This is a genomic window from Laceyella tengchongensis (genome assembly GCF_900182735.1).
GTDB lineage: Bacteria > Bacillota > Bacilli > Thermoactinomycetales > Thermoactinomycetaceae > Laceyella > Laceyella tengchongensis.
The window spans coordinates 13,276-35,175 of sequence record NZ_FXTU01000006.1; the positions used below are offsets into that span (position 1 = coordinate 13,276).

At 51.3% G+C, this 21,900-nt stretch carries 25 protein-coding genes; 18 read left to right on the forward strand and 7 right to left on the reverse strand.

The window, feature by feature from the left end; all coding sequences use genetic code 11:
- Positions 1-77: 77 nt before the first annotated feature.
- From rplU to obgE, 5 genes are all read left to right on the forward strand, one after another.
- Positions 78-389, forward strand: a complete 312-nt coding sequence (rplU, locus tag QQZ12_RS12315) for a 50S ribosomal protein L21 (protein WP_022736054.1) — start codon at positions 78-80, stop codon at positions 387-389.
- Complete coding sequence (locus QQZ12_RS12320) at positions 389-730, forward strand: ribosomal-processing cysteine protease Prp (RefSeq protein WP_154986112.1); 342 nt, start codon at positions 389-391, stop codon at positions 728-730. Before rplU ends, QQZ12_RS12320 begins: the two co-directional genes overlap by 1 nt.
- A gap of 15 nt (positions 731-745) precedes the next feature.
- The gene (gene rpmA / locus QQZ12_RS12325; protein ID WP_102992050.1) at positions 746-1,054 is read left to right on the forward strand and encodes a 50S ribosomal protein L27; all 309 of its coding nucleotides are present in this window, start codon (positions 746-748) and stop codon (positions 1,052-1,054) included.
- A 115-nt stretch (positions 1,055-1,169) separates the two neighbouring features.
- Positions 1,170-1,916 carry a Spo0B domain-containing protein gene (locus QQZ12_RS12330; RefSeq protein ID WP_284724489.1) on the forward strand — a complete coding sequence of 249 codons (747 nt, stop codon included), beginning with the start codon at positions 1,170-1,172 and terminating at the stop codon, positions 1,914-1,916.
- Positions 1,917-1,941: 25 nt separating this feature from the next.
- On the forward strand, positions 1,942-3,246 hold the full coding sequence (gene obgE, locus QQZ12_RS12335) for a GTPase ObgE (RefSeq protein ID WP_284724490.1): 1,305 nt from the start codon (positions 1,942-1,944) through the stop codon (positions 3,244-3,246).
- Positions 3,247-3,306: 60 nt separating this feature from the next.
- Here the strand turns inward: obgE and QQZ12_RS12340 are convergent, their stop codons facing one another.
- A complete protein-coding gene (locus QQZ12_RS12340) occupies positions 3,307-3,810 on the reverse strand; it encodes a low molecular weight protein-tyrosine-phosphatase (protein WP_284724491.1) in 504 nt (167 codons plus the stop codon).
- A gap of 154 nt (positions 3,811-3,964) precedes the next feature.
- Here QQZ12_RS12340 and QQZ12_RS12345 point away from each other — a divergent pair, with 154 nt between their 5' ends.
- The 7 genes from QQZ12_RS12345 (at position 3,965) to pheA (ending at position 10,805) form a co-directional block, all read left to right on the forward strand.
- Complete coding sequence (locus QQZ12_RS12345; RefSeq protein WP_284724492.1) at positions 3,965-4,954, forward strand: LacI family DNA-binding transcriptional regulator; 990 nt, start codon at positions 3,965-3,967, stop codon at positions 4,952-4,954.
- Positions 4,947-5,825: a ribokinase gene (gene rbsK, locus QQZ12_RS12350; RefSeq protein ID WP_284724493.1), complete on the forward strand. Its 879-nt coding sequence runs from the start codon at positions 4,947-4,949 to the stop codon at positions 5,823-5,825. The genes QQZ12_RS12345 and rbsK overlap by 8 nt, the downstream gene beginning before the upstream one ends.
- A gap of 85 nt (positions 5,826-5,910) precedes the next feature.
- Positions 5,911-7,392 carry a sugar ABC transporter ATP-binding protein gene (locus QQZ12_RS12355; RefSeq protein ID WP_284724494.1) on the forward strand — a complete coding sequence of 494 codons (1,482 nt, stop codon included), beginning with the start codon at positions 5,911-5,913 and terminating at the stop codon, positions 7,390-7,392.
- Positions 7,393-7,402: 10 nt separating this feature from the next.
- The gene (gene rbsC / locus QQZ12_RS12360) at positions 7,403-8,365 is read left to right on the forward strand and encodes a ribose ABC transporter permease RbsC (protein WP_425436565.1); all 963 of its coding nucleotides are present in this window, start codon (positions 7,403-7,405) and stop codon (positions 8,363-8,365) included.
- A gap of 11 nt (positions 8,366-8,376) precedes the next feature.
- On the forward strand, positions 8,377-9,294 hold the full coding sequence (gene rbsB, locus QQZ12_RS12365) for a ribose ABC transporter substrate-binding protein RbsB (protein ID WP_284724495.1): 918 nt from the start codon (positions 8,377-8,379) through the stop codon (positions 9,292-9,294).
- Positions 9,295-9,462: 168 nt separating this feature from the next.
- Positions 9,463-9,924, forward strand: a complete 462-nt coding sequence (locus QQZ12_RS12370) for an ACT domain-containing protein (protein WP_102992059.1) — start codon at positions 9,463-9,465, stop codon at positions 9,922-9,924.
- Entirely contained in the window at positions 9,924-10,805 is an 882-nt protein-coding gene (gene pheA, locus QQZ12_RS12375; RefSeq protein WP_102992060.1) for a prephenate dehydratase, read from the forward strand. The genes QQZ12_RS12370 and pheA overlap by 1 nt, the downstream gene beginning before the upstream one ends.
- Positions 10,806-10,988: 183 nt before the next feature.
- On the opposite strand, the gene QQZ12_RS12380 is transcribed toward pheA, so the two are convergent.
- The 3 genes from QQZ12_RS12380 to QQZ12_RS12390 are packed head-to-tail and all read right to left on the reverse strand — an operon-like array spanning position 10,989 to position 13,697.
- Positions 10,989-11,972, reverse strand: a complete 984-nt coding sequence (locus QQZ12_RS12380) for an ABC transporter permease (protein ID WP_106341926.1) — start codon at positions 11,970-11,972, stop codon at positions 10,989-10,991.
- Positions 11,953-12,894 carry an ABC transporter ATP-binding protein gene (locus QQZ12_RS12385; RefSeq protein ID WP_284724496.1) on the reverse strand — a complete coding sequence of 314 codons (942 nt, stop codon included), beginning with the start codon at positions 12,892-12,894 and terminating at the stop codon, positions 11,953-11,955. The genes QQZ12_RS12380 and QQZ12_RS12385 overlap by 20 nt, the downstream gene beginning before the upstream one ends.
- Entirely contained in the window at positions 12,891-13,697 is an 807-nt protein-coding gene (locus tag QQZ12_RS12390; RefSeq protein WP_284724497.1) for a GDSL-type esterase/lipase family protein, read from the reverse strand. The genes QQZ12_RS12385 and QQZ12_RS12390 overlap by 4 nt, the downstream gene beginning before the upstream one ends.
- A 160-nt stretch (positions 13,698-13,857) precedes the next feature.
- Here QQZ12_RS12390 and QQZ12_RS12395 point away from each other — a divergent pair, with 160 nt between their 5' ends.
- The 6 genes from QQZ12_RS12395 (at position 13,858) to QQZ12_RS12420 (ending at position 18,865) form a co-directional block, all read left to right on the forward strand.
- Positions 13,858-14,652, forward strand: a complete 795-nt coding sequence (locus tag QQZ12_RS12395) for a LysM peptidoglycan-binding domain-containing protein (protein ID WP_102992064.1) — start codon at positions 13,858-13,860, stop codon at positions 14,650-14,652.
- A gap of 18 nt (positions 14,653-14,670) precedes the next feature.
- A complete protein-coding gene (locus tag QQZ12_RS12400) occupies positions 14,671-15,615 on the forward strand; it encodes a phosphotransferase (RefSeq protein WP_102992065.1) in 945 nt (314 codons plus the stop codon).
- Positions 15,616-15,684: 69 nt separating this feature from the next.
- Positions 15,685-16,542: a nitrilase-related carbon-nitrogen hydrolase gene (locus tag QQZ12_RS12405; protein ID WP_022736072.1), complete on the forward strand. Its 858-nt coding sequence runs from the start codon at positions 15,685-15,687 to the stop codon at positions 16,540-16,542.
- Entirely contained in the window at positions 16,533-17,390 is an 858-nt protein-coding gene (locus tag QQZ12_RS12410; protein WP_223248060.1) for an NAD+ synthase, read from the forward strand. The genes QQZ12_RS12405 and QQZ12_RS12410 overlap by 10 nt, the downstream gene beginning before the upstream one ends.
- 23 nt (positions 17,391-17,413) lie before the next feature.
- Positions 17,414-18,169, forward strand: coding sequence for a YebC/PmpR family DNA-binding transcriptional regulator (locus QQZ12_RS12415; protein ID WP_102992066.1), 756 nt, complete (start codon positions 17,414-17,416; stop codon positions 18,167-18,169).
- 117 nt (positions 18,170-18,286) lie between these two features.
- A complete protein-coding gene (locus tag QQZ12_RS12420; RefSeq protein WP_102992067.1) occupies positions 18,287-18,865 on the forward strand; it encodes a DUF1572 family protein in 579 nt (192 codons plus the stop codon).
- An 85-nt stretch (positions 18,866-18,950) separates the two neighbouring features.
- Here QQZ12_RS12420 and QQZ12_RS12425 read toward each other — a convergent pair whose 3' ends face one another.
- From QQZ12_RS12425 to QQZ12_RS12435, 3 genes are read right to left on the reverse strand one after another with little or no spacing between them, the layout of a single operon-like run.
- Complete coding sequence (locus QQZ12_RS12425) at positions 18,951-19,844, reverse strand: metal ABC transporter permease (RefSeq protein ID WP_102992068.1); 894 nt, start codon at positions 19,842-19,844, stop codon at positions 18,951-18,953.
- On the reverse strand, positions 19,841-21,115 hold the full coding sequence (locus QQZ12_RS12430) for a metal ABC transporter permease (RefSeq protein WP_284724498.1): 1,275 nt from the start codon (positions 21,113-21,115) through the stop codon (positions 19,841-19,843). Before QQZ12_RS12430 ends, QQZ12_RS12425 begins: the two co-directional genes overlap by 4 nt.
- 4 nt (positions 21,116-21,119) lie before the next feature.
- Positions 21,120-21,884 (reverse strand): metal ABC transporter ATP-binding protein, encoded by a 765-nt coding sequence (locus tag QQZ12_RS12435; RefSeq protein ID WP_102992070.1) that lies wholly within the window; start codon positions 21,882-21,884, stop codon positions 21,120-21,122.
- Positions 21,885-21,900 lie beyond the last annotated feature (16 nt).

The following is a 21,900-nucleotide window of genomic DNA, read 5'->3' on the forward strand; positions in this document are numbered from 1 at the left end:
ACCGCACATGACAGGATCTCAAAAAGGCTTGAGCCTTTCCTGATCGTGGCGAGTCTCTATCAAGAGGAGGATTGTAGATGTACGCTTTAATCGAAACCGGTGGTAAACAATACCGCGTGGAGCAAAACAGTGTCTTGTACATCGAGAAACTGAATGCAAATGAAGGCGAAACTGTAACTTTTGACAAAGTATTGCTCGTGAACAAAGACGGTGAAATCAAAGTTGGCTCTCCTGTTGTTGAGGGTGCCAAAGTAGTTGGTAAAGTAGTTAAGCACGGCAAAGGCAAAAAAGTGACCGTGTTTAAATATAAACCAAAGAAAAACTACAAACGTAAAAAAGGTCATCGTCAGCCATTTACCCAAGTTGTGATCGAAAGCATCGAGGGCTAATGATACGGATTTTGGTGGAGCGGAACACGGCTGGGCAAGTGGAACGAGTCATGGTCAAAGGACATGCGAATTTCGCTGAACATGGAAAAGACCTGGTTTGCGCCGCGGTTTCAGGGATTACCATTGGGATGGTGAACGCCATCGAAACGATGTTTGATGTGCAAGTTCACAGCGCCGACGATGGGGATGGCAAAGTAGATTGCCATCTGCCGCGTGAAGTGCGCGACCCCGAGACGCGGGGGAAGATTCACTTGTTGCTGGAAGCTATGGCCGTTTCACTGAAAAATGTGGCTGATGAGTTTCCTAAATATGTTACAATACAAGAACGCAAAAGAAAATGAAAAGAGGTGGACAACATGTTAAAACTTAACCTGCAATGTTTTGCATCTAAAAAAGGTGTAGGTTCCACAAAGAACGGTCGTGACAGCATTTCCAAACGTCTGGGCGTGAAACGTGGAGATGGTCAATTCGTATTGGCTGGTAACATCCTCGTTCGCCAACGCGGAACCAAAATCTACCCAGGTGTGAACGTAGGCCGCGGTGGAGACGACACCTTGTTTGCAAAAGCGGATGGTGTAGTACGCTTTGAGCGTTTTGGTCGCGACAAAAAGCGTGTGAGCATCATTCCTGTGGCTGATAAAGAAGCAGCTGCAGCACAAGCTTAATCGGATATTTAAGCGAAACCACAAGCCCTGGCAACTTGCCGGGGTTTTTATTTTCCCACAAAGTAATGTAAAATAAGAAATTAAATGATAACTAGCGAGATGGGAGAGATTTTCATTGGGGCGGACCCTGTTTCAAATGCTTAAAACCCATTGGCTGACCATCCTGCTCATGGGCGGTTGGTTCATGCAACCATTTGGAAAGGCGGGGGAGCTCATTTTCTTTTTGGCCACCCTGATTTCGCTATTGGGAAGTGGCTATTTCTCATACATACACGCTAAAAAACAAGCATGCGAAGAAGAAGCGGAACGGATCAAACGATTGTTGAGCCACGAGCGGCATGACGCCTTAAATCACATTCAAGTGATGATGGGCTACATCATGTTGAACAAAACAGACCGGATCAAGGCATACTTGGAACAGTGGGTAGAACGAGCCAAACAAGAGCGGATGCTGTCCGAGTTTCAATACGCGCCGTTGGCGGTGGCCTTATTGACGCTGAAACACCGTTTTAAACACTGGGATCTGCATGTGAGCATGAGTGAAGAGATGAAGGCGATAAGCCAGGCAGATGAGAAGCGGCTTTTGTCGGCGATGAATGTGGTGTTGGCATGGATGGAAAAGAAATTGGCACATGAGAAAAGCTATTTAAGCGTGACCCTGTCGTTGATGCAGGAAATGGACAACGTCGTTTTGGAGGTTGAAGTGACTGCGGACGGGGAGGATATGGTTACTTTGTTTGGTTCGGCAGAGGATTGGAGAGAATTACAGCGAACCGTTTGCCGCTGGAGAGGCTCATGCAATCTCATGTCGCATGGCAAAGGATTGAAGCTGGAATTGAAGACGGATCAGCAGAAGAAATAGACAGGTGCAGGAAGGTGGCAGAACCATGTTTGTAGATAAGGTCAAGGTTTATGTGAAAGGCGGCGATGGTGGTAACGGAATGGTGGCGTTTCGCCGTGAAAAATACGTTCCGTATGGCGGCCCCGCTGGTGGGGATGGAGGCAAAGGGGGCGATGTGGTCTTCGTTGTCGAAGAAGGGTTGCGCACCTTGATGGATTTCCGTTACCAACGCCATTTTAAAGCCAAGCGCGGTGAGAATGGCCGGTCCAAATCACAGCATGGGGCTGGAGCGGACGATCTTGTCGTGAAAGTACCGCCGGGCACCGTGGTGCGCGATGCGGAGACAGGTGAATTGTTGGCGGATCTGGTTGAGCACGGCCAGCGCGCGGTCGTGGCCCGTGGTGGAAAAGGGGGTCGGGGGAATATTCGTTTCGCCACGCCGGTTAACCCCGCTCCGGAAATTGCCGAAAACGGGGATTTGGGTGAAGAACGATGGGTGGAACTGGAATTAAAAGTGTTGGCGGACATCGGCTTGGTCGGCTATCCCAGTGTGGGAAAATCCACCTTGCTTTCGGTTGTCTCCGCCGCCAAACCGAAAATTGCGGCCTATCATTTCACCACCTTGGTGCCCAACTTGGGTGTCGTTCGCATTGACGATGGACGTAGCTTTGTGATCGCCGATTTGCCCGGCTTGATTGAAGGTGCACACGAAGGTGTCGGCTTGGGGCATCAGTTTTTGCGGCATATCGAGCGGACCAAAGTGATCATCCATGTCATTGACATGGCCGGATCGGAGGGGCGGGACCCCTATGAAGACTATTTGCAGATCAACGAAGAGCTGAAGTTGTATCGGCAAGATTTGGCACACCGGCCACAAATCATCGCCGCCAACAAGATGGACTTGCCGGAGGCGGAAGAGCAATTGGAATTATTTAAGGAGCAGCTCGACGCGGACATTCCGATTTACCCGATCTCAGCGGCGACGCGGCAAGGGCTGAAGGAATTGATGTATGCAGCGGCTGACTTGTTGGACAAAGTAGAACGGGAAACGCCGCCCGCACCGGTGGTGGAGCACCAGTTTGCTACGGAGCGGAAAGTGTACAAAGCGGAGGCGGGTGCGCCTGATTTCACCATCCGTCGGGAAAATGAGCTGTATGTGGTTGAAGGGGAACGGATTGACCGCCTCGTGCAGAAAACCAACTTCCAATACCAAGACAGCGTGTTGCGTTTTGCCAGTACTTTGCGGACATTGGGAGTGGAGGACGCCCTGCGTAAACGCGGCGCAGAAAACGGGGACACCGTCATCATCGGTGGAATGGAATTTGAGTTTAATGATGAACTCGATTTATAACCGTATAGCTAAAGGCAATATAAATTAGCCCCACGCGAGGATGCGTGGGGTTATTGATGTTTACAGGCCGTGTTCCTGTTTGATAAGGGTGAGCAAATGACGGCAACCGCTGGAGATCAAGCGGTAGGTTTCATCAAAATCGCCGGTATACCACGGGTCAGGCACTTTGGTGTAAGTAGTGCCGGGGATGAAGTCGACAAACCGACGCAAGCATGTGTCCAGGTTGCGGGTGGAGCGCTCTATCCCGGCGGCATGGCGGTTGTAGATAGACTTCATATCAGCGATATTGTTGTCATCCATCCCGATGATATAGGTAAATCGCTCAACGTCTTCCGCTTTGAATTGGCGAGCGCGCAAGCCTTCGTAGGAGATGCTCATCTCGTCCAGCTTTTTACGCGTTCCGTGATGGGGCGGTTCACCAACATGCCAGTCCCCTGTTCCGGCGGAATCGATGAGGATTTTGTCTTCCAAGCCTTCTTGTCTCACCAAGTGACGAAATACGGCCTCCGCCGTGGGAGAACGGCAGATGTTACCTAAACAGACGAAAAGTACGGAAATTTGCATGGTGGAGCCTCCTTTATGTTAATATAGCAATGCTATCTTAACATAAACGACTGTTGTGAGTGGGGACCAACGGATGGAAAACAGTTGTCATAAGAAAGTGATTGTGTTATTTTTTATGTAACCGGTTACACGAAACCGAAAAGGGGGGAAAGCATTGGCTACCATAAGGGATGTGGCAAAAGTAGCGGGTGTATCCGTTGCCACCGTGTCCCGCGTATTGAACGAAACAGGCTATGTCCATGAAAACACGAGAAAACGTGTGCTTGAGGCGATAGAACAATTGGATTATAGCCCCAACGAAGTGGCCAGATCCTTGTTCAAAGGCGAATCGAGATGGATTGGGCTACTGTTGCCGGACATCACCAACCCCTTCTTTCCGCAGTTGGCTCGCGGGGTGGAAGATGAGTTACAGAAGCACGGCTTCCACTTGATATTTGGAAACAGTGACGAAAATGCTGAGAAAGAGCTTCATTATATCAACACGTTTACGCAAAATCATGTGATGGGCATCATTATGGCAGCAAACCAATCGGGGAAGGCAGATTATCGAGGTTTTCCTATCCCGATGGTGTTTCTTGATCGCACACCAGACGGGAACCCTTCCGTCTATGCTGATGGGGTGGAAGGGGGAAGAATTGCGGCGCGCGAAATCATCAGGCGAGGCAGCAAACGGGTGACATTGCTGAAAGGTCCGGAACATATCCGGCCAGCGCAAGACCGTTTTCGGGGTGCGCTTGAAGAATTGAGCAACTCCCATGTCGATTTTTACGTGATGAACACCCATTCGTTTTCCTTTCAAGATGCCACGCAATGGGCGGCCGAGCTGTTTGCCAAATACGCCGACACAGATGGGATCATCGCCAGCAATGACGTCGTGGCTACCGCGATCTTGCATGAAGCGTTACGGCTGGGGAAACGCATACCGGATGAACTTCAAATCATCGGATTTGATGACATTCCACAGAGCGGCTTGTTGTTCCCGCCGTTGTCCACGATCAGGCAACCCGCATACGATATGGGGAAAGAAGCTGCCCGGTTGTTGCTCAAACTCATAAAGAAAGAGAAGATCGATCAAAGAAATGTGCAAATGCCGGTGACATTTGTGGAGAGACTCACGACAAGAAAGGTGGATGCGCGTGGTTAAGATTGTTGTGGTTGGAAGCGCTTCGATGGATTTGGTCGTCACCTCGAACAAAAGGCCGGGCGCTGGTGAAACGGTGCTTGGAGAATCGTTTAAAACGGTTCCCGGCGGCAAGGGGGCCAATCAAGCGGTGGCGGCAGCTCGGTTGGGAGCGGAAGTAACCATGATCGGTTGCGTGGGAGACGATCATTATGGAGAAATCATTATCCGTAATTTAGAGGAAAATGGTGTTTGCACATCGTTTATGAAACCGGTTACACATACAGAGAGCGGTACCGCCCACATTGTGCTGGCAGAAGGAGATAACAGTATTGTTGTTGTAAAAGGGGCGAATGATTTGGTCACCCCATCCTATGTGCAACAAGCGCTTCGCCCCATCCATGAAGCGGATATGGTGTTGATCCAACAAGAAATCCCGGAAGAAACCGTGGAATACGTAAGTCAAGTATGTCACGCCAGTGGCGTCCCGTTGCTATTAAACCCGGCACCGGCGCGAACGGTGAGCCCGGAGGTGATTGCACGGGCGTCGTATCTTACACCCAATGAACATGAGACGGAGATTCTGTTTCCGGGGTTGACGGCGGAAGAGGCGTTAAAACAGTATCCAAACAAATTGTTCATCACTGTGGGCAAACAAGGTGTCCGTTATCATGACGGAACGCGTGAAGTGACTGTTCCCGCATATCCAGTGGAGGCAGTCGACACGACGGGGGCGGGGGACACATTTAATGCCGCTTTTGCGGTAGCCCTAGCCGAGGGGAAAAGCATCGCCGCGAGCTTGCGTTTTGCCAATCGGGCCGCTTCTCTATCGGTGATGAAATTTGGCGCCCAAGGCGGTATGCCGACAAGACAGGAAGTAGAGGAGAGTCTGTGACTTCAGGGAAGCCGATTCCCAAAACATGCTGCATGGGTGCCTGACGCCCATGCGGGCACGATCTTCTAGAAAGGGGTGGCGGTTCATGCACATCAAGATGTCTGGCATTCATAAAGCGTTTGGCAAAAATCAGGTGTTGACGGGAGTCGACTTTGAACTGAAGGCTGGGGAAGTGCATGCGCTGATGGGGGAAAACGGTGCCGGCAAATCAACCCTGATGAATATTTTGACCGGTCTGCACCGTTGTGACCGGGGGACGATTGAGGTCGACGGGCGAAAGACGACGTTCTCCAATCCTAAAGATGCTGAGCGAAATGGAATCGCTTTCATCCATCAAGAATTGAATATCTGGCCCGATATGACGGTGCTAGAAAATCTATTTGTGGGAAAAGAACCGCGCACGGCTTTGGGCTTGTTGGATGTGAAAAAAATGAGATCGTTAGCCGAGCGGCAGTTTGAAAAGCTAAATGTATTGATTCCTTTGGATCAGGAAGCGGGGCTTTGCTCGGTGGGGCAACAACAGATGATTGAAATTGCCAAAGCCCTGATGATCCAAGCCGAGGTCATCATCATGGACGAGCCGACAGCGGCCTTGACAGAGCGGGAGATAGAAAGTTTGTTTGATGTGATCGGCCGGCTGAAACAGGAAGGTGTCTCCATTGTTTATATCTCTCACCGCATGGAAGAAATTTTTCAGATTTGCGACCGGATCACCGTGATGAGAGACGGCCAAACCATTGATTGCAAGCCGATCCCGGAAACCAGTATGGATGAAGTGGTGCGGAAGATGGTCGGACGCGAATTGACAGAGCGTTTCCCGCAGCGCCATGCCCATCCGGGAGAAACGGTGTTGGAAGTGAAAGAAATCACACGTGCCGGTGTGTTTGAAGATGTCAGCTTTTCCGTCCGTTCAGGTGAAATTTTGGGTGTGGCAGGCTTGTTGGGTGCTGGACGAACGGAAATCATGCGTGGCATTTTCGGTTTGCTCCCGTTGGACAGCGGAGAAATATGGGTCAATGGGCAGAAAACAGCGATCCAAACGCCGCGCCAAGCCGTCAACCTGGGGATTGGATTCATCACCGAAGACCGCAAAGGCGAGGGGCTAGCCTTGGACTTTACCATTCGGGAAAACGTATCCTTGCCCAGCCTGCGTAGTTTTGCACCAAAGGGGTTCATCGATCAACATAGCGAGCTGGCTTTTGTAGATATGCTTATCAAACGCTTGATGATCAAAACTGAATCACCGGAAACAAAGGCTGGTCACCTTTCTGGAGGCAATCAACAGAAAGTAGTCATCGCTAAATGGATCGGCATCGGACCGCGTGTACTCATCCTAGATGAACCGACGCGGGGAATTGACATAGGAGCGAAAAGGGAGATCTACCAGCTCATGAATGAGCTGACGGACCGCGGTGTGGCCATCATCATGGTCTCCTCCGAACTGCCAGAGATCTTGGGAATGAGCGATCGAATTCTGGTGGTGCGCGAGGGAAGGATTAGCGGTGAGTTGAGCGGTCAGGAAGCCACACAAGAAAAAATCATGGCATTGGCAACGGGAGGGCAGTGACATGCAAACGATGAGAGAACAGGCTAGCGGCAATTACATGGATCGAGCTGGGCATGTGGCCAAAAAATTGGGGCCGTTGTTGGGACTTTCCTTCTTGGTCATTATCGTATCTGTATTAAACCCCGGCTTTTTGGCTCCATTGAACATTTTAAATCTGTTGCGACAAGTGGCCATCAATGCCTTGATCGCATTTGGTATGACCTTTGTCATTTTGACGGGGGGCATTGACTTGTCCGTGGGCTCCATTTTGGCATTATCCAGTGTGCTCATGTCTGGCATGATTGTGTCTGGCGTGGACCCGATTCTTGCTATTTTGCTCAGCTGCCTGATCGGGGCGGTACTGGGTATGGTCAACGGTTTACTGGTGACCAAGGGGAAAATGGCCCCCTTCATCGCGACCTTGGCCACGATGACGATTTACCGCGGCTTGACCTTCGTTTACACCGATGGCAACCCCATCACGGGGCTTGGGGATAATATTTGGTTTCAATTGTTTGGGCGCGGATACTTCTTGGGCATTCCTGTTCCCGCGATCACCATGCTCATCTCCTTCGCGGTATTGTGGCTGCTTCTCCACCGCACGCCGTTTGGCCGCCAAACTTATGCTATCGGTGGGAATGAAAAAGCGGCAATCATCTCAGGTATTCACGTGTCACGCGTGAAAGTGATCATTTACGCCTTGGCCGGTACGTTATCCGCTCTGGCGGGGGCGATTCTGACTTCCCGCCTGAATTCGGCGCAACCGACCGGAGGTACCTCTTATGAGTTGGATGCGATCGCGGCTGTCGTTCTGGGGGGCACCAGCTTGTCAGGTGGCCGTGGGCGCATCGTCGGCACGCTAATCGGTGCATTGATTATCGGCACATTGAACAATGGTCTCAATTTGTTGGGGGTATCTTCCTTTTATCAAATGGTTATTAAGGGGATCGTTATTCTGATTGCTGTTTGGCTTGACCGCAAAAAAACGGCATAGGAGGGTTCACATTGAAAAAAGCGACTCTGTCCATCATCGCCTTCTCTTTTCTGTTATTGCAAGCATGTTCATTGACGCCTCCGGACTGGGCCAAGCCGGCGGAAAAAAAGAACTTGTCCGATGTTAAAATCGGATTGTCCGTGTCCACGCTAAACAACCCATTTTTTGTGTCCCTCAAAAACGGAGTCCAACACGAGGCCCGTGCGAAGGGAATGGAAGTGATTGTGGTTGATGCCCAGAATGACACATCCAAACAAATCAACGATGTGGAAGACTTGTTACAACAGGGAATCGACGCGTTGCTCGTCAACCCGACGGACTCGTCGGCGATCTCGACAGCGGTGCAATCGGCCAACAATCTTGGGGTGCCGGTGGTGACGCTTGACCGTTCTGCGGAAAAAGGAACGGTGGCCACTTTTGTCGCTTCTGACAATGTCAAAGGTGGAAAAATGGCTGCCGAATATATTGTCCAGCAGTTGGGTAAGGGCGCGAAAGTGGCCGAATTGGAAGGGGTGCCGGGAGCTTCGGCGACACGGGAGCGCGGAAGCGGGTTTCATCAGGTTGCCGATGCCTCGCTCAATGTGGTGGCTAAGCAATCCGCAAACTTTGATCGCACTAAAGGATTGACGGTCATGGAAAACATCCTGCAAGGAAATCCCGACATCCAAGCGGTGTTCGCCCATAATGATGAAATGGCGTTGGGGGCGATCGAAGCGATCGAAAGCGCTGGAAAAGAGATTTTGGTGGTCGGGTTTGATGGCAATGAGGATGCCCTTAACGCTGTGAAAGCGGGTAAGCTTGCCGCTACCGTGGCACAGCAACCGGAAGCGATTGGCAAAGCAGGCGTGAAAGCAGCGGCGGACGCCTTGCAGAAAAAGAAAACGGCCGCAAAAATACCAGTGCCCTTAAAACTGGTGACAAAGGAATAAGCGTTGACAGCCTCCGTTTGAAAATGGGGGCTGTCTTTTTAATACTAGAGCCCATTTTTGACGTTTGCATGGAGTAAAAATCAAAAAAAACTTGATTGACAGCGCTTTCAAAGGGTAAAATGTGCGCAATATTACAATTAGGTTGGATTGATGGAGGAACGTGACGGGATGGGTAGTGAACCATTTGTGTTGGTGCGTTTAGACACATTGCCGGAAGCGATGCAGAAGACATTAGAAGTGAAGCGAATGCTGTCGGCGGGCGAAGTAGGCAATGTGCAGGAAGCGGTCAAACGAGTAGGGTTGAGCCGCAGTTCATTTTATAAATACAAGGATCATGTATTCCCCTTCAACGCCATGGTGAAAGAAAAAATCATCACGTTGTCGCTCACTTTGGCCGATATGGCAGGGGTTTTATCAAGCGTGCTTGTTTTTTTAGCGCAGGCTCGCGCCAATATCCTGACGATTCATCAAACCATTCCTCTGCAAGGGGAAGCCAATGTGTCGATGTCCATTGACACTTCGCAAGTGGAAGCCTTTGAAGAAGTGCTTGCGGGGTTGCGTGAATTAAGCGGTGTGCGACGGGCGCTCGTAGTCGGCACGGGGGAAAAAGACGAAGGGATGAAAGTGTGATGAATAACAAAGTGGCTTATTTGGGTCCGGTCGGTACGTTTACGCATGCCGCCGCCAGCTCGCTCTTCGAAGGGCACCCGGTGCAGTTGGAACCGTATCCCACGATTGTCGACACCTTGCAGGCTGTGGCGGAAAAAAAAGCGGACGTGGCCGTGGTGCCGATCGAAAACGCGTTAGAAGGCTCCGTCCACATGACGTTGGATCATCTTGTGCATCAAGTCGATTTGCCGATATGGCGAGAGCTGATCTACCCTATTTCCCACTGTTTGTTGGCGCACCCAAATCAAGCCGCGACGAAACTGTCTGAATTTACGCATGTTTTGTCTCATCCTCAAGCGATTGCCCAATGCTATCACACGGTGCGCAAGTTGATCCCTGGCGTGACATTTGTTCATACTGACAGTACCGCCTTGGCCGCGGCCAAAGTTGGAGAGCAAGCTGATGAAAAATGGTTGGCGATTGGTACGACACAAGCAGCGGAATGCCATCAACTGCAAGTTCGTCAAGCAGATGTGCAGGATCAGCCCAACAATTTCACCCGGTTCTGGGCGGTGGGGCGGCCCGCGTTTGCGACTGAGGATGCGGACGGCAAACACAAAACCTGTTTGCAGGTCACTTTGCCGGCGGATTATCCCGGGGCGTTATACCAAGTTTTGGCCGCCTTTTCTTGGCGCAAGATCAACTTATGCCGCATTGAATCGCGTCCAACCAAGACGGGGTTGGGGAATTATTTTTTTCTAATCGAAGCGGAGTTGCCGATCCGGCATGTGTTGTTGCAGGGAGCGATTGAGGAAGTTACCGCCCTCGGTTGCAAAGTGCGGGTGTTGGGGTCGTTTCCTTATCATTACTATCGAGAACGCCAAACGGCCCTGCGAAATTAAGCGCCCCGCGGAAGCTGGTATGTTCCATGTACGGCACACCCATCCAGCGGTGGAGAATCGCTTCACCAATTAAAAAGGCTACTGGCACAGATTGATTGCCAGTAGCCTTCTGCACCTGGGGGCAGGTGCTTTTTTATTGCCGAAGTTGCCGTTAGCCGCGCATTTAGTTAGAGAGAGACAACATTATGCCAGTACATCCCGCTTGGAAAACGTCACGAAGGCGATGATGAGGGAAACAACCGACCACGCAGTTAAGACGGCCAATGAAAACGGAAGTGTGACATTGTCCAACATGAGCGGTTGCCCTTCCAGATATTCGGTCAAACTGAGATGCGTGAATGCCAAATACTTCAGTGCGCTCCAGTTGGGGGCAAACTGTGACAAAATACTGCCAGAGATGACCGCCGCCAACATGATCCCCATGCTGGAGGCGGTGTTTTTCACCAGTACGGACACCATAAATGAGATGGTGGCCACCGTGATGCAGGAAAACCAAGCCAAGCCATAAGCCATCAAAATATATTTCCATTGCGGGATCAGTTGCACATGATCCACATTGAGGTGCTCCCCTTGTTGGTTGAAGCCGATCATGACTTGGAGCGACCAGCCGTCATAACCGAAGATGATGCCGGAGAGCAGATAACCAAACACAATTGTCAAGATCAGCATGAATGACACGCTGAAGAGCAAGGTGATGTATTTGCTGAGCAAAATCTTCCAGCGCGCCACCGGACGGGTGAGCAGGAGCTTGATCGTGCCGCCAGCATGCTCCGAGGAGACGATATCCGCTGCCAGAATCACGACCAGCAAAGGGAAAAACAATGAGACGGCGTCTTCAGCGAACTTGCGGACAAAAGTGGGAGCCCCCGGTGCGGCGGGATTGATGTCGTGATCAAGATAATATTGGTTTTGTTGGATGCTGAGCTTGATGTAGCTTTTCCATTCTTCTGGAACGCGTGCCGAGGCTAATCGGTTTTGTTGATCGACGATTTGCTGTTGCAAGATAGCGCGCCAATTGGAAGTGCCCAATTGTTTGATTGCGTTTTCGGTAGTTCGATATTGCGCATAAGTGAAGATGGGGATCAATACCAATAAGATAAGGGCGATAACCCACAGCCGTTTCTTGCGGATCATTTTAACCATTTCGTTATAAATGAGTTTCGTCATGGGCGGGACCTCCTGTCAGCTCAAGGAAAATGTCTTCGAGTGTCGGGTGGTGTGCGCGTATTCCTGAGACTTGGATATCCCCGCCGGCGAGATGGGCGTTAGCTTCGGCGATCTTGTCCCGCGGCATTTGCGCGATGACTTTGGATGGCTCACGCAGTTCAACCCGAGAGACATAAGGGAGTTGTCCCAACCGATCCCGGCCGTCTGTCGCCGGTTTCAGATCCCATTCCACTAGGGTTTCTTGTTGCATCAAGTCTTGGACGGCTGCCGTCTGGACGATCGTGCCTTGATTGATGATAGCCACCCGGTCACACATCAGTTGGACTTCATGCAGGATATGGCTGGAGATGAACACGCTGATGCCTTTTTCCTTGGCGAGGCGGCGGATGAAGTTACGCAATTCGCGAATGCCCGCTGGATCAAGCCCATTGGTTGGCTCGTCCAAAATGAGCAACTTTGGGTTGCCCAACAGCGCTTGTGCAATGCCCAAACGCTGTCTCATGCCCAAGGAATAGGTTTTGACCAGATCATCGATGCGGGGGGTCAATTCAACCAAGTCTACGACTTCATCAATGCGCTCAGAAGGGATGTCAGGAAGCATGCGAGCGAATTGCTCCAGATTTTCCCGCCCGGAAAGGTAGGGATAAAGTTCAGGATTTTCCACGATGCAACCAACATGGCGTATGGCGTTCATAAAGTCCGCGCTGAGCGAGTGTCCGCAGATGCGAACCGTGCCTGAAGTCGGTTTGATCAAACCGACGAGCATGCGGATTGTCGTGGTTTTACCCGCACCGTTCGGGCCGAGGAAACCGAAGATCTCCCCTTCTTTGACGTCAAAGGAAATGTGGTGGACAATGTCGCGTTTGCCGATTTTTTTGCCCAAGTCTTCAACAGAGAGTACGATGTTATGATTCGTTTTCATTGGCTGTTTTTCCCCTCTCCTGGCTGATCGGATATGATCTGTAGCAGGCGGTCTGCCATCCTCTGGTATCCATCTCCGTTTGGATGGAAGTGGTCCCTGTACAAATACTGTCCAGGTGACAGTTGGAACAAATCAAATGTTGGAATGACGACAACGCCATTGAAAGATTGGGCGATCTGGGTGATGGACTCGTTCCACTTGAGCACATGCTCGTTGGCGCCTTGGATGTTTACGTCGCCAAAAGGGTTGTACAATCCGAATAAAAAAACAGTCGTATGCGGATTAGCATCCTTCACGTCGCTCAGGATGGCTCGCAGATTCCGCTCGTAACGAATTCGGGCCTGCTCGATTTGCTTTGGGTTAAGTTGTTGCAGACGGTCGGTGCTTCGAAATAGATCGTTTCCACCAATTGTCATAACCACCCATCGGGCTTGTTGGATCAACCGCTTGGTGCGGGTCTTTTTCACTTGCTCGGCCAATTGGGTTGAAGTCTGGCCGCTGACGCTTAAGTTGATGGCGCTGAGTCGATTATGTTTTGCATGCAGTTTTTGTTTGACTAAGCCGAAATAGCCTTGTCCGTTGCTGTCCCCGATGCCCCTAGTCAGCGAGTCGCCCAATCCTAGCAACATGCTGTCAGTGGCTGGCGGAGCGTCTGTTTGTACCGCTAGTTGGCCGGTTATATTGCTCTTGCTGGGGCGAATCAAAGCATCCACTGCCATCGTGAATCCGGCGCCGAGCAAGACAAAAGAACACACGGCCAGGGCATATAGAAAGAGTTGATAGAATTTTTTTCTATTGCGCATAGGTGTGCCTCTCTTCCACCACGGTTTTGCTTTTTATTTTAAATTGAATCAGAGTCAAAAAAAATGGCAGGAAACCGAATGTTTCAATGGTTGTTAAGCAAGATCGCGTCGATTGGCGCATAGGTTAAAATTAACAAACCATAGATAAGGGGGTTGTTTCATGAAAATCCATATTGCCCGCGCGGGCGATACGTTATGGCAACTAGCCCAAAAGTATAACATCCCAATCGAACGGATACGTGAAGCCAATCCGGCGTTAGCGGATACGGATGAACTGAAAGCGGGCGAAAAAATACGCATTCCCACAGGCAAAGTGCCGGTGGTCTCGACGCAACAAAGCAAAACATGGGAAGAAGCCGCGTCCCCCAGCTTGGAGGAGGGAGAGACGGTTGTTGAACAGGAGCGGGAAGAAACGGGTGCGCCTTTTGCCGCTCTGCCGACACCCCCCCAAGTGCCCGACATACAGCAGCCGGAAGTGTTTCAATGGGGGTCTTCATCGCCCTGGGATTCCTCGTTTTTCGAAGGGGAATGGGAAGAAGGGCCGCCGGGATATTATCCCCCGCCGATGCCGCCTTATCCCGCTTTTGTCTATGGGCACTGGCCTGCGTTTCCGCCTGCCCCCTACTATCCGACAGCATATCCTTCGCCCTACCCGGCAGCTTATCCTTCAATGTATCAACCGGCATATCCGGTCTTTTATCCACCGGCACATGAGGCACACATGACCGTAGAGGCGCCGCTTGCTTCGGCCGCTTACCCGATGATTCAAGAGGAAACGGAAGTGGGTGGAGGCGGAAGCGTGGGGAGCGATGCTGCTTACGACCCATCCTCGACGAATTCGCCGCTTTCCCATGATCCCGAACTGGGCAAACCGGCCTACCAAGCTTGGTATCAACCGCAGGCGGCGCAAGTGCATCCGGCCAAATTGAAAGAAAGTTCTTCTACACTAGCTTGAAGAGAAAGGAAAGGAGCGATGAAACAACCCCACCGATCCCTTGTGGAAACCGTCCTACATAGCAACGTACACCAGATGAAGCCTTACCGCAAAAATTGGTGTATCGAAACGGATCATCAGAAGTGGATCGCCAAACATGTGCATCCGACTTGGCTCAGGTGGTGGGTTCAAGTAGATTACGAGTTGCGCCTGAGGGGGTTCACTTCGATGCAACCCATCCGCTCAGATGGCGGAGAATGGTTGTTCATGCCGTTTATTGAAGGAAAGACGGGCCGGTACTCCATTAGAGAAGATGTCGAGAAAATGGTTGAGACATTGGCGATTTTCCATCGTTTGGGTCGGAGATTGATGACGCCGCCGATAGATGAGGCGGCCTTTCTCTTGTCCGAACGGATTGCCGATCGCTTAAATCAATTTTACCGCGTGCTCCAAAAGGTGGAGCAATTGGAAGCGCCCCTGCGCGAGCTTCTATTGGCGCACGGCCGGGATTTTTATCTGGATGGTTTGGCGGCTTGGGAGCGATTGCGGCAACTCCCTCTAACCCGCTTTTCATTGAAAGAGCGCCGCTTGCACGCCCTAAGCCATCGCGATTTGGCCAGCCACAATTGGATGGTTGATAAAGCGGGGCGTGTCTGGCTGATCGATTTTGAGACGGCGTCGTATGATGCCCAGATTGGTGATGTGTGGCAAATGGTTTCACGCATCTTGGTGGAGAATGAATGGTCGGAAGAATGGTTGCGCATGTTTTTAGTTCAGTATGAAAAAGAGCGCCTCCTGTCTTCGTTTGAAAAAAAAGTCCTGTCCGTGTTGCTCGCTTTCCCCAATGAATTCATGAGGGAAGCGATTGGTTTGGCAGAGCAAAAACGAGGGTACCGGTTGAAATATTCCCTGCCGTACTTGCATAAAATAGCGGAATGCCGAAGCAAATGGAAATCACAATCGAAACAACTATTCTATTGGTAGATGGAAAAGCTTATGGTATGATGTAGATTGATTTTATATAGCCTTGTTTTTGCCTGAGGAGGCCAAAGCATGAGAATAGGACTTGCACAGATCAAACCACGCTTGGGGCGAGTGGATATTAATTTGGAATTGCACGAGGAAATGATCCACCGGGCCCGAGAGGAGCAGGTGGATCTTTTGATCTTCCCTGAGCTGAGTGTGACGGGGTACAATCTGATGGATTTGACCTACGAAATGGCTAGGGATCCTTTCAGCCCCGACATTCAGCAATTGATTCAGGCAGCGGGTGAGATGGATCTCGTGTTCGGCTTTGTGGAACACAGCCCTGAGCACATTTTGTACAACTCCGCTGCATATGTCACCCAACAAAGCCTTCATTACCTGTATCGGAAGGTGTATTTGCCTACATATGGAATGTTTGATGAGGCCCGTTATTTCGGACGAGGTCAAATGATCCGTAGCATTCCAACCCGTTTCGGTCAAGTGGGCATCCAAATCTGCGAAGATGCTTGGCACCCTTCCACCGCTTATCTGTTGGCCCAAGACGGGGCGCAAATCCTGATCGTCCCTTCCAATTCGCCTGCGCGCCAACCACACGGCGAGAGCTTGGGTTCACAAGAAGCTTGGCACGCCATCTTGCAAGCCCAAGCGATGGCGCATGGATGTTACGTATTGTTCGCTAACCGTGTGGGAACGGAAGACGGGGTGACCTTCTTTGGGGGTTCTGCTGTCGTGGACCCGTTCGGGAAAGTGGAAAAGAGCGCTTCCCTGTTTGAAGAGGAGCTGCTCATCGCTGACCTCGATTTGGACAAAGTGCGGAAAGCGCGTTTCCAAATGCCGATGTTGCGCGATGAAGACGTAGACATCAGCTTGCGGGAATTGACCCGTATCAAACGCAAACGGAGCGGGGAGGGAACATGGTTATGAAAATGGTGGCCGATATGTTAGAACAAGCGCCTTTCCTGCGCTTGAATGAAGAGTTAACCACCGAGTTGCTCACGACCGCCCTTCGCGAAGAGGTGACCAAAGCCGGTTTTAGCAAAGTGGTTTTGGGCTTGTCCGGCGGCATCGATTCGGCCTTGTCCCTCTACTTGAGCGTGCGCGCCTTTGGCCCGGAGAATGTGATTGCCGTCAGAATGCCTTATAAGACAAGCAGTCCGAGCAGTTTGGAAGATGCTGAGGCGGCCATTGCAGCGACCGGGGTGGAGGCGCTCACGATCGACATCACGCCGCAGATCGATGCGTACTTTGACATGATGCCGGATGCGACACCGCTACGCCGGGGTAATAAAATGGCGCGCGAGCGGATGACGATTCTTTATGATTTGTCGGCCCATTACAACGCCTTGGTCATCGGTACAAGCAACCGGACGGAATTGTTGTTGGGATACGGCACACAATTTGGCGATGCCGCTTCCGCTGTCAACCCGATCGGGGACTTGTACAAGACGCAGGTGCGCCAGTTGGCGGTCTATTTGGGAGTGCCGGAGCAGATCATCGCCAAGCCACCTAGCGCCGACTTGTGGGAAGAGCAAACCGATGAAGGAGAGTTGGGCTTTACTTACCTAGATGTGGATTGTTTGCTTCACTATATGGTGGATCAACGTTACACGTTGGACCAATTGCGGGCCCAGGGGTTTGAGGATGAATTCATCGCTAAAGTAAGCAAACGGATCATTCAAAACCAGTACAAGCGCACCATGCCCGTGATCTTAAAGGTGGGTAACCGGACGGTGGGTGTCGATTTCCGGTATTTGCGCGACTGGGGTCTATAAACAAAGTTGGGAGAGTGAAGCTGATGGCAGGACACTCTAAGTGGAAAAACATCCAGCACCGCAAGGGTCGGCAAGATGCCTTGCGGGGCAAGATGTTTGCCAAATTGGCACGGGAAATTTATGTGGCTGCCCGTATGGGCGACAAAGATCCGGCCAACAATCATCAGTTGCGTTTGGCCATAGCCAAAGCACGCGCGCAAAACATGCCGAATGATAATATTGAGCGCGCGATCAAAAAAGCGGCCGGAGGCGGAGATGGTCGAGATTATGAAGCCATCACATATGAAGGATACGGGCCAAGCGGAACAGCGATCATGGTTGAGACCTTGACGGACAACCGTAACCGCACCGCCGCCGACATTCGGCACATTTTCTCCAAACGCGGGGGAAACATGGGGGAAAGCGGATGTGTGTCATGGATGTTTGAACGCAAAGGTTACTTGGTGATCGATCGCGAAGCTGTGTCGATGGATGAAGAAGAATGCATGTTGATCGCGTTGGAGTACGGGGCCGATGATGTGGAAGCCACGGACAAAACGTTTGAAATCACCACTTCGCCCGACGCATTTGAAGATGTGAAGAAGGGACTGGAGGAAGCCGGAGCGGTTTTCACCACCGCAGAAGTGACCTTTGTGCCATCCAACAAAGTGCATCTGGCAGGAGATGCAGCTAAAGCAGTGTTTCAGTTGATTGATGCGCTGGAAGAACACGATGATGTGCAAAATGTGTACGCCAATATCGATGTAGATGAAGAAGAATTGGCCGGTTTTGCAGAATGACAACGCATCGACAAGCCCAGGAGCTTGCCATCCTGGGTTTATTTGTATATGTAATGCAGTGTAGAGGTAATAGATTGAATAATCGATATTTTCTCTTTACAAAATGGGGTGATCCGGATGGATATAGGACAGGCATATTTAGCTGTCGCGCTGGATAATTTCCGCCAAATCAAGCGGATGGGTGAGCGGGTTTTGGCTCAATTGAATGATGAAGAGATCAATGTGATTCCAGCCGATGAATCGAACAGCATTGCGATCATCGTCAAACATTTGGTCGGCAACATGCGATCTCGGTGGACCGATTTTTTGACTACAGACGGGGAGAAGCCTACACGGAACAGAGAGGCCGAATTTGACGGAGGTTATCCGACGCTAGCTGCATTGAAAGAAGAGTGGCAACAAGGCTGGCAGATGGTTCTGGATACGGTCGAGTCCTTGACGCCCGACGATTTGTTGATGACAGTGACGATCAGAGGGCAGAAACATACGGTGATACAAGCCATACAGAGGCAAGTGGTTCATTATTCTGGCCATATCGGACAGATGGTTTACATCGGAAAATGGCTCAAACGAGATCGCTGGCAGAGTTTGTCGATTCCGCGCGGACAATCCCAGGCGTATCTGGAAGAAATGTTGAAGCGGGCGGAAAAAGAAACCGATCCGGCCAGACCGCTGGGCAAACTGGATACAGAGTAAATACGATTTATTGATTTAACATCCTATGCTATGCATGAGAAAACGAGACGCCCCTTTCTCTTCATCAGGGAAAGAGGCGTCTCCTTTATTCGCCGTGAGATGCCAGATCACGCTGCAACCGCATTCGTTGCCACCAGCGTGTGACTAGACCGTGGCGTGGAGACAGGAACAATGCGAGGATGAAAAAGACACCTGCCATCACTGTCATGGCCCCAGCAACCGAAGCGTCCAAGGCGCCGGCCAAGAAGTAGCCGGTGACCGCACTGAGACAACCAGTCAGAACGCTGTATAGCAACATCCGACTTAATCGGTCGGTCAGGAGATAGGCAGTGGCTGCTGGAACAATCAGCATAGCGACGACCAGAATGGCCCCTACGCTTTCAAACGAAGCGACGGTGGTCACCGATACCAATCCCATCAGCAGGTAGTGGAAAAATGCGACGGGAATGCCGAGGGCCGCCGCCATAGCGGGGTCAAAGGCGCTTAGCTTCAGTTGTTTATAAAAAAGCAGGATGGTCAGTGCATTTAGCACGAGGGTTGTTCCTACAATCCATACCGCTTTGGGCCCCCAGTCCAAACCGTTCCAGATGATGGTGTCCCAAGGGACATAGATGATCTCGCCATACAAAACGCAATCTAAATCCAAGTCGACTTGTCTTGCGAACAATGAAACCAAAATGATTCCGACCGAGAACAGGGAGGTGAAAGTGACGCTAATGGCTGCGTCGGCTTGCACTCCCGATTTGCGCAACGACTCGATCAGCAAGGTTGTAACCAATCCGAATGCGGCCGCCCCCAAAAGCATAGGAAACGAATGGCGGTCGCCGGTGACGAGAAACGCGACGACGATCCCCGGCAGAACCGCGTGGCTGATGGCGTCCCCGACCATCGCCATTTTCCGCAAAATCAGGAAGCATCCAAGCAGAGCGCAACTGGAGGCTACCAACATACCGGTGAGGATGATCCATAGCTCGTTCATAAGAATCCCCCCTGTTCAGATGGAGCGAGATGATCTGGCAGGTATCGAGGCGCATGCTGGTGCCTATGCAACAATCCGAGCAAAGTGCGCCGCAATTGCGCGGGGAACTCTTCTTTGCGCCCGACCTCTTGCAAGGGAACCGGGCTGTCGATGGAGGTCTCGTACATGGCCCACACTTCCATCAACCGTTGGAACAACGTGGTGTTGTAAGCTTCTTTCCAACCGGTTTCGCTAAATGTAAGCGCCCCATCCTGCCTGCATAGCCAGCCTTTGCGCACCAAGTTGTCCAGCTGTTTGGGGGACAACTTGGCTTCAAGCAAGATGGTTGGTAACTCCGACTCGGGAATCGCGGGTTGTTGATTTCGCTCCATCCAGGCGTATAAGGCGGTCAAAGCCGCTTCTTCGGCCAACTTCGTTTTCAGGCGGGCTGCACGCCAGCCTTTAGCGATCAGACCACGCTGGGGTGCGCATAACATCGACAGGAAAAACAGCGCAGTGGACGACAGCACAATGATCGGACCAGTGGACAATTGCGTGCCAAACGTGCTGACCCAAGAGCCGAGCAAACCTGAGAGTCCGCCAAAACATGCGGCGATGACAACCATCTGCCCAAGCCTTTCCGTCCAATAACGGGCGGCGGCGGCCGGGGTGATTAGGAGCGCGGCCATCAAGATCACGCCCGCCGCTTGCAAGCCGATGACCACCGTGGTGACTAACAGTAACATGAACAGGAATTCCAAAGGGCGCAAAGGAAAACCGATGCTTTTGGCAAAGGCCGGATCGAACGAAAGAAGTTTCAGTTCCTTGAAAAACAGCGCGCAAAGAGTGATTAATAAAAGTGAAATGATGCCCAACCACAACAAGTCCGACTGGATGATCGCCGCGGCTTGCCCGAATAAAAATTTGTCCAGACCGCTTTGGTTTCCGTTAGGGCTGTGTTGGATCTGCGTGAGTAACACAATGCCCAACCCGAAGAAAACAGACAAAGTGAGTCCCAAGGCGGTATCTTCTTTGATGCGCGAGCGTGTCGTGATGAAGTTGATCGCAAATGATGCGACCAGACCAGTAAGTAGCGCACCGATTAAAAATGCAAACATGTTTTTCGTGCCTGTGACCATAAATGCCAAACAGATGCCCGGCAACGCGGCGTGAGAAAGAACATCCCCCATCAAACCCCGTTTTTGCAAAAAGGCGAAACTGCCGATGATGCCGCTGGTCAGGCCTAACACGCTGGTGCCCGCGACAACCCATAATGCATTAGGTTCGATCATGATTTCACCCCATCATTGTCAAATCAAACTGTCTAGGCAATATAGCGAGTCGTCCGCCGTAAGTTTTTTGCAGGTTTTCCACGGTGAAAGTCTCTTTGGTGGGACCTGCCGCGATCAGCCGCATGTTAAGAAGAATGACTGAATCAAAATAATCGGTGACCGTCTGCAAGTCATGATGTACGACAAACACCGTTTTGTTGTGGGCTCTCAGCTCTTGCAACACTTGGATGATCGCTTTTTCTGTAGCAGCATCCACGCCTGCGAATGGTTCATCCATAAAGTAGATGGTCGCGTCTTGGGCGAGCGCCCGCGCCAGAAACACCCGTTGTTGCTGTCCGCCCGACAGCTGGCTAATTTGCCGTTTGGCAAAGTCGGCCATCCCCACTTTATCAAGGCAAGCCATGGCGATGTCGCGGTCTGATTTTCCAGGGCGCTTAAACCATCCCAATTTCCCGTATCTTCCCATCATCACCACATCGAGAACGTCGGTCGGGAAATCCCAGTCGACGGATTCGCGTTGGGGAACATAGCCGATCAGTTGCTGAGTGGCTCGATAGGGCTGCCCGTAGATGTGGACTGAGCCGCCGGTGAGAGGTAATAAGCCCAATACGGCTTTTATGAAGGTGGATTTTCCTGCGCCGTTAGGACCGATGATCCCAATCAGCTCCCCTTCAGGCGAAGCATAAGTGATCTCTCTTAACACCGGTTTTTTATGGTATGCGACGGATAAACGCTCCACAGACACGGGTGCCGCATTTTTTTGTTTCATTGTCGTTCACCCCATT

Bases quoted from the DNA above. Each gene is read 5' to 3' on its own strand.
- QQZ12_RS12405 (WP_022736072.1), top strand. From the start codon at position 15,685: ATGAGAATAGGACTTGCACAGATCAAACCACGCTTGGGGCGAGTGGAT.
- pheA (WP_102992060.1), top strand. From the start codon at position 9,924: ATGAATAACAAAGTGGCTTATTTGGGTCCGGTCGGTACGTTTACGCAT.
- QQZ12_RS12410 (WP_223248060.1), top strand. From the start codon at position 16,533: ATGGTTATGAAAATGGTGGCCGATATGTTAGAACAAGCGCCTTTCCTG.
- rplU (WP_022736054.1), top strand. From the start codon at position 78: ATGTACGCTTTAATCGAAACCGGTGGTAAACAATACCGCGTGGAGCAA.
- obgE (WP_284724490.1), top strand. From the start codon at position 1,942: ATGTTTGTAGATAAGGTCAAGGTTTATGTGAAAGGCGGCGATGGTGGT.
- QQZ12_RS12395 (WP_102992064.1), top strand. From the start codon at position 13,858: ATGAAAATCCATATTGCCCGCGCGGGCGATACGTTATGGCAACTAGCC.
- QQZ12_RS12420 (WP_102992067.1), top strand. From the start codon at position 18,287: ATGGATATAGGACAGGCATATTTAGCTGTCGCGCTGGATAATTTCCGC.
- QQZ12_RS12340 (WP_284724491.1), bottom strand. From the start codon at position 3,810: ATGCAAATTTCCGTACTTTTCGTCTGTTTAGGTAACATCTGCCGTTCT.
- QQZ12_RS12430 (WP_284724498.1), bottom strand. From the start codon at position 21,115: ATGATCGAACCTAATGCATTATGGGTTGTCGCGGGCACCAGCGTGTTA.
- QQZ12_RS12370 (WP_102992059.1), top strand. From the start codon at position 9,463: ATGGGTAGTGAACCATTTGTGTTGGTGCGTTTAGACACATTGCCGGAA.
- QQZ12_RS12320 (WP_154986112.1), top strand. From the start codon at position 389: ATGATACGGATTTTGGTGGAGCGGAACACGGCTGGGCAAGTGGAACGA.
- QQZ12_RS12425 (WP_102992068.1), bottom strand. From the start codon at position 19,844: ATGAACGAGCTATGGATCATCCTCACCGGTATGTTGGTAGCCTCCAGT.
- QQZ12_RS12415 (WP_102992066.1), top strand. From the start codon at position 17,414: ATGGCAGGACACTCTAAGTGGAAAAACATCCAGCACCGCAAGGGTCGG.
- QQZ12_RS12390 (WP_284724497.1), bottom strand. From the start codon at position 13,697: ATGCGCAATAGAAAAAAATTCTATCAACTCTTTCTATATGCCCTGGCC.
- QQZ12_RS12355 (WP_284724494.1), top strand. From the start codon at position 5,911: ATGCACATCAAGATGTCTGGCATTCATAAAGCGTTTGGCAAAAATCAG.
- QQZ12_RS12380 (WP_106341926.1), bottom strand. From the start codon at position 11,972: ATGACGAAACTCATTTATAACGAAATGGTTAAAATGATCCGCAAGAAA.
- rbsC (WP_425436565.1), top strand. From the start codon at position 7,403: ATGAGAGAACAGGCTAGCGGCAATTACATGGATCGAGCTGGGCATGTG.
- QQZ12_RS12400 (WP_102992065.1), top strand. From the start codon at position 14,671: ATGAAACAACCCCACCGATCCCTTGTGGAAACCGTCCTACATAGCAAC.
- rpmA (WP_102992050.1), top strand. From the start codon at position 746: ATGTTAAAACTTAACCTGCAATGTTTTGCATCTAAAAAAGGTGTAGGT.
- QQZ12_RS12435 (WP_102992070.1), bottom strand. From the start codon at position 21,884: ATGAAACAAAAAAATGCGGCACCCGTGTCTGTGGAGCGTTTATCCGTC.
- QQZ12_RS12385 (WP_284724496.1), bottom strand. From the start codon at position 12,894: ATGAAAACGAATCATAACATCGTACTCTCTGTTGAAGACTTGGGCAAA.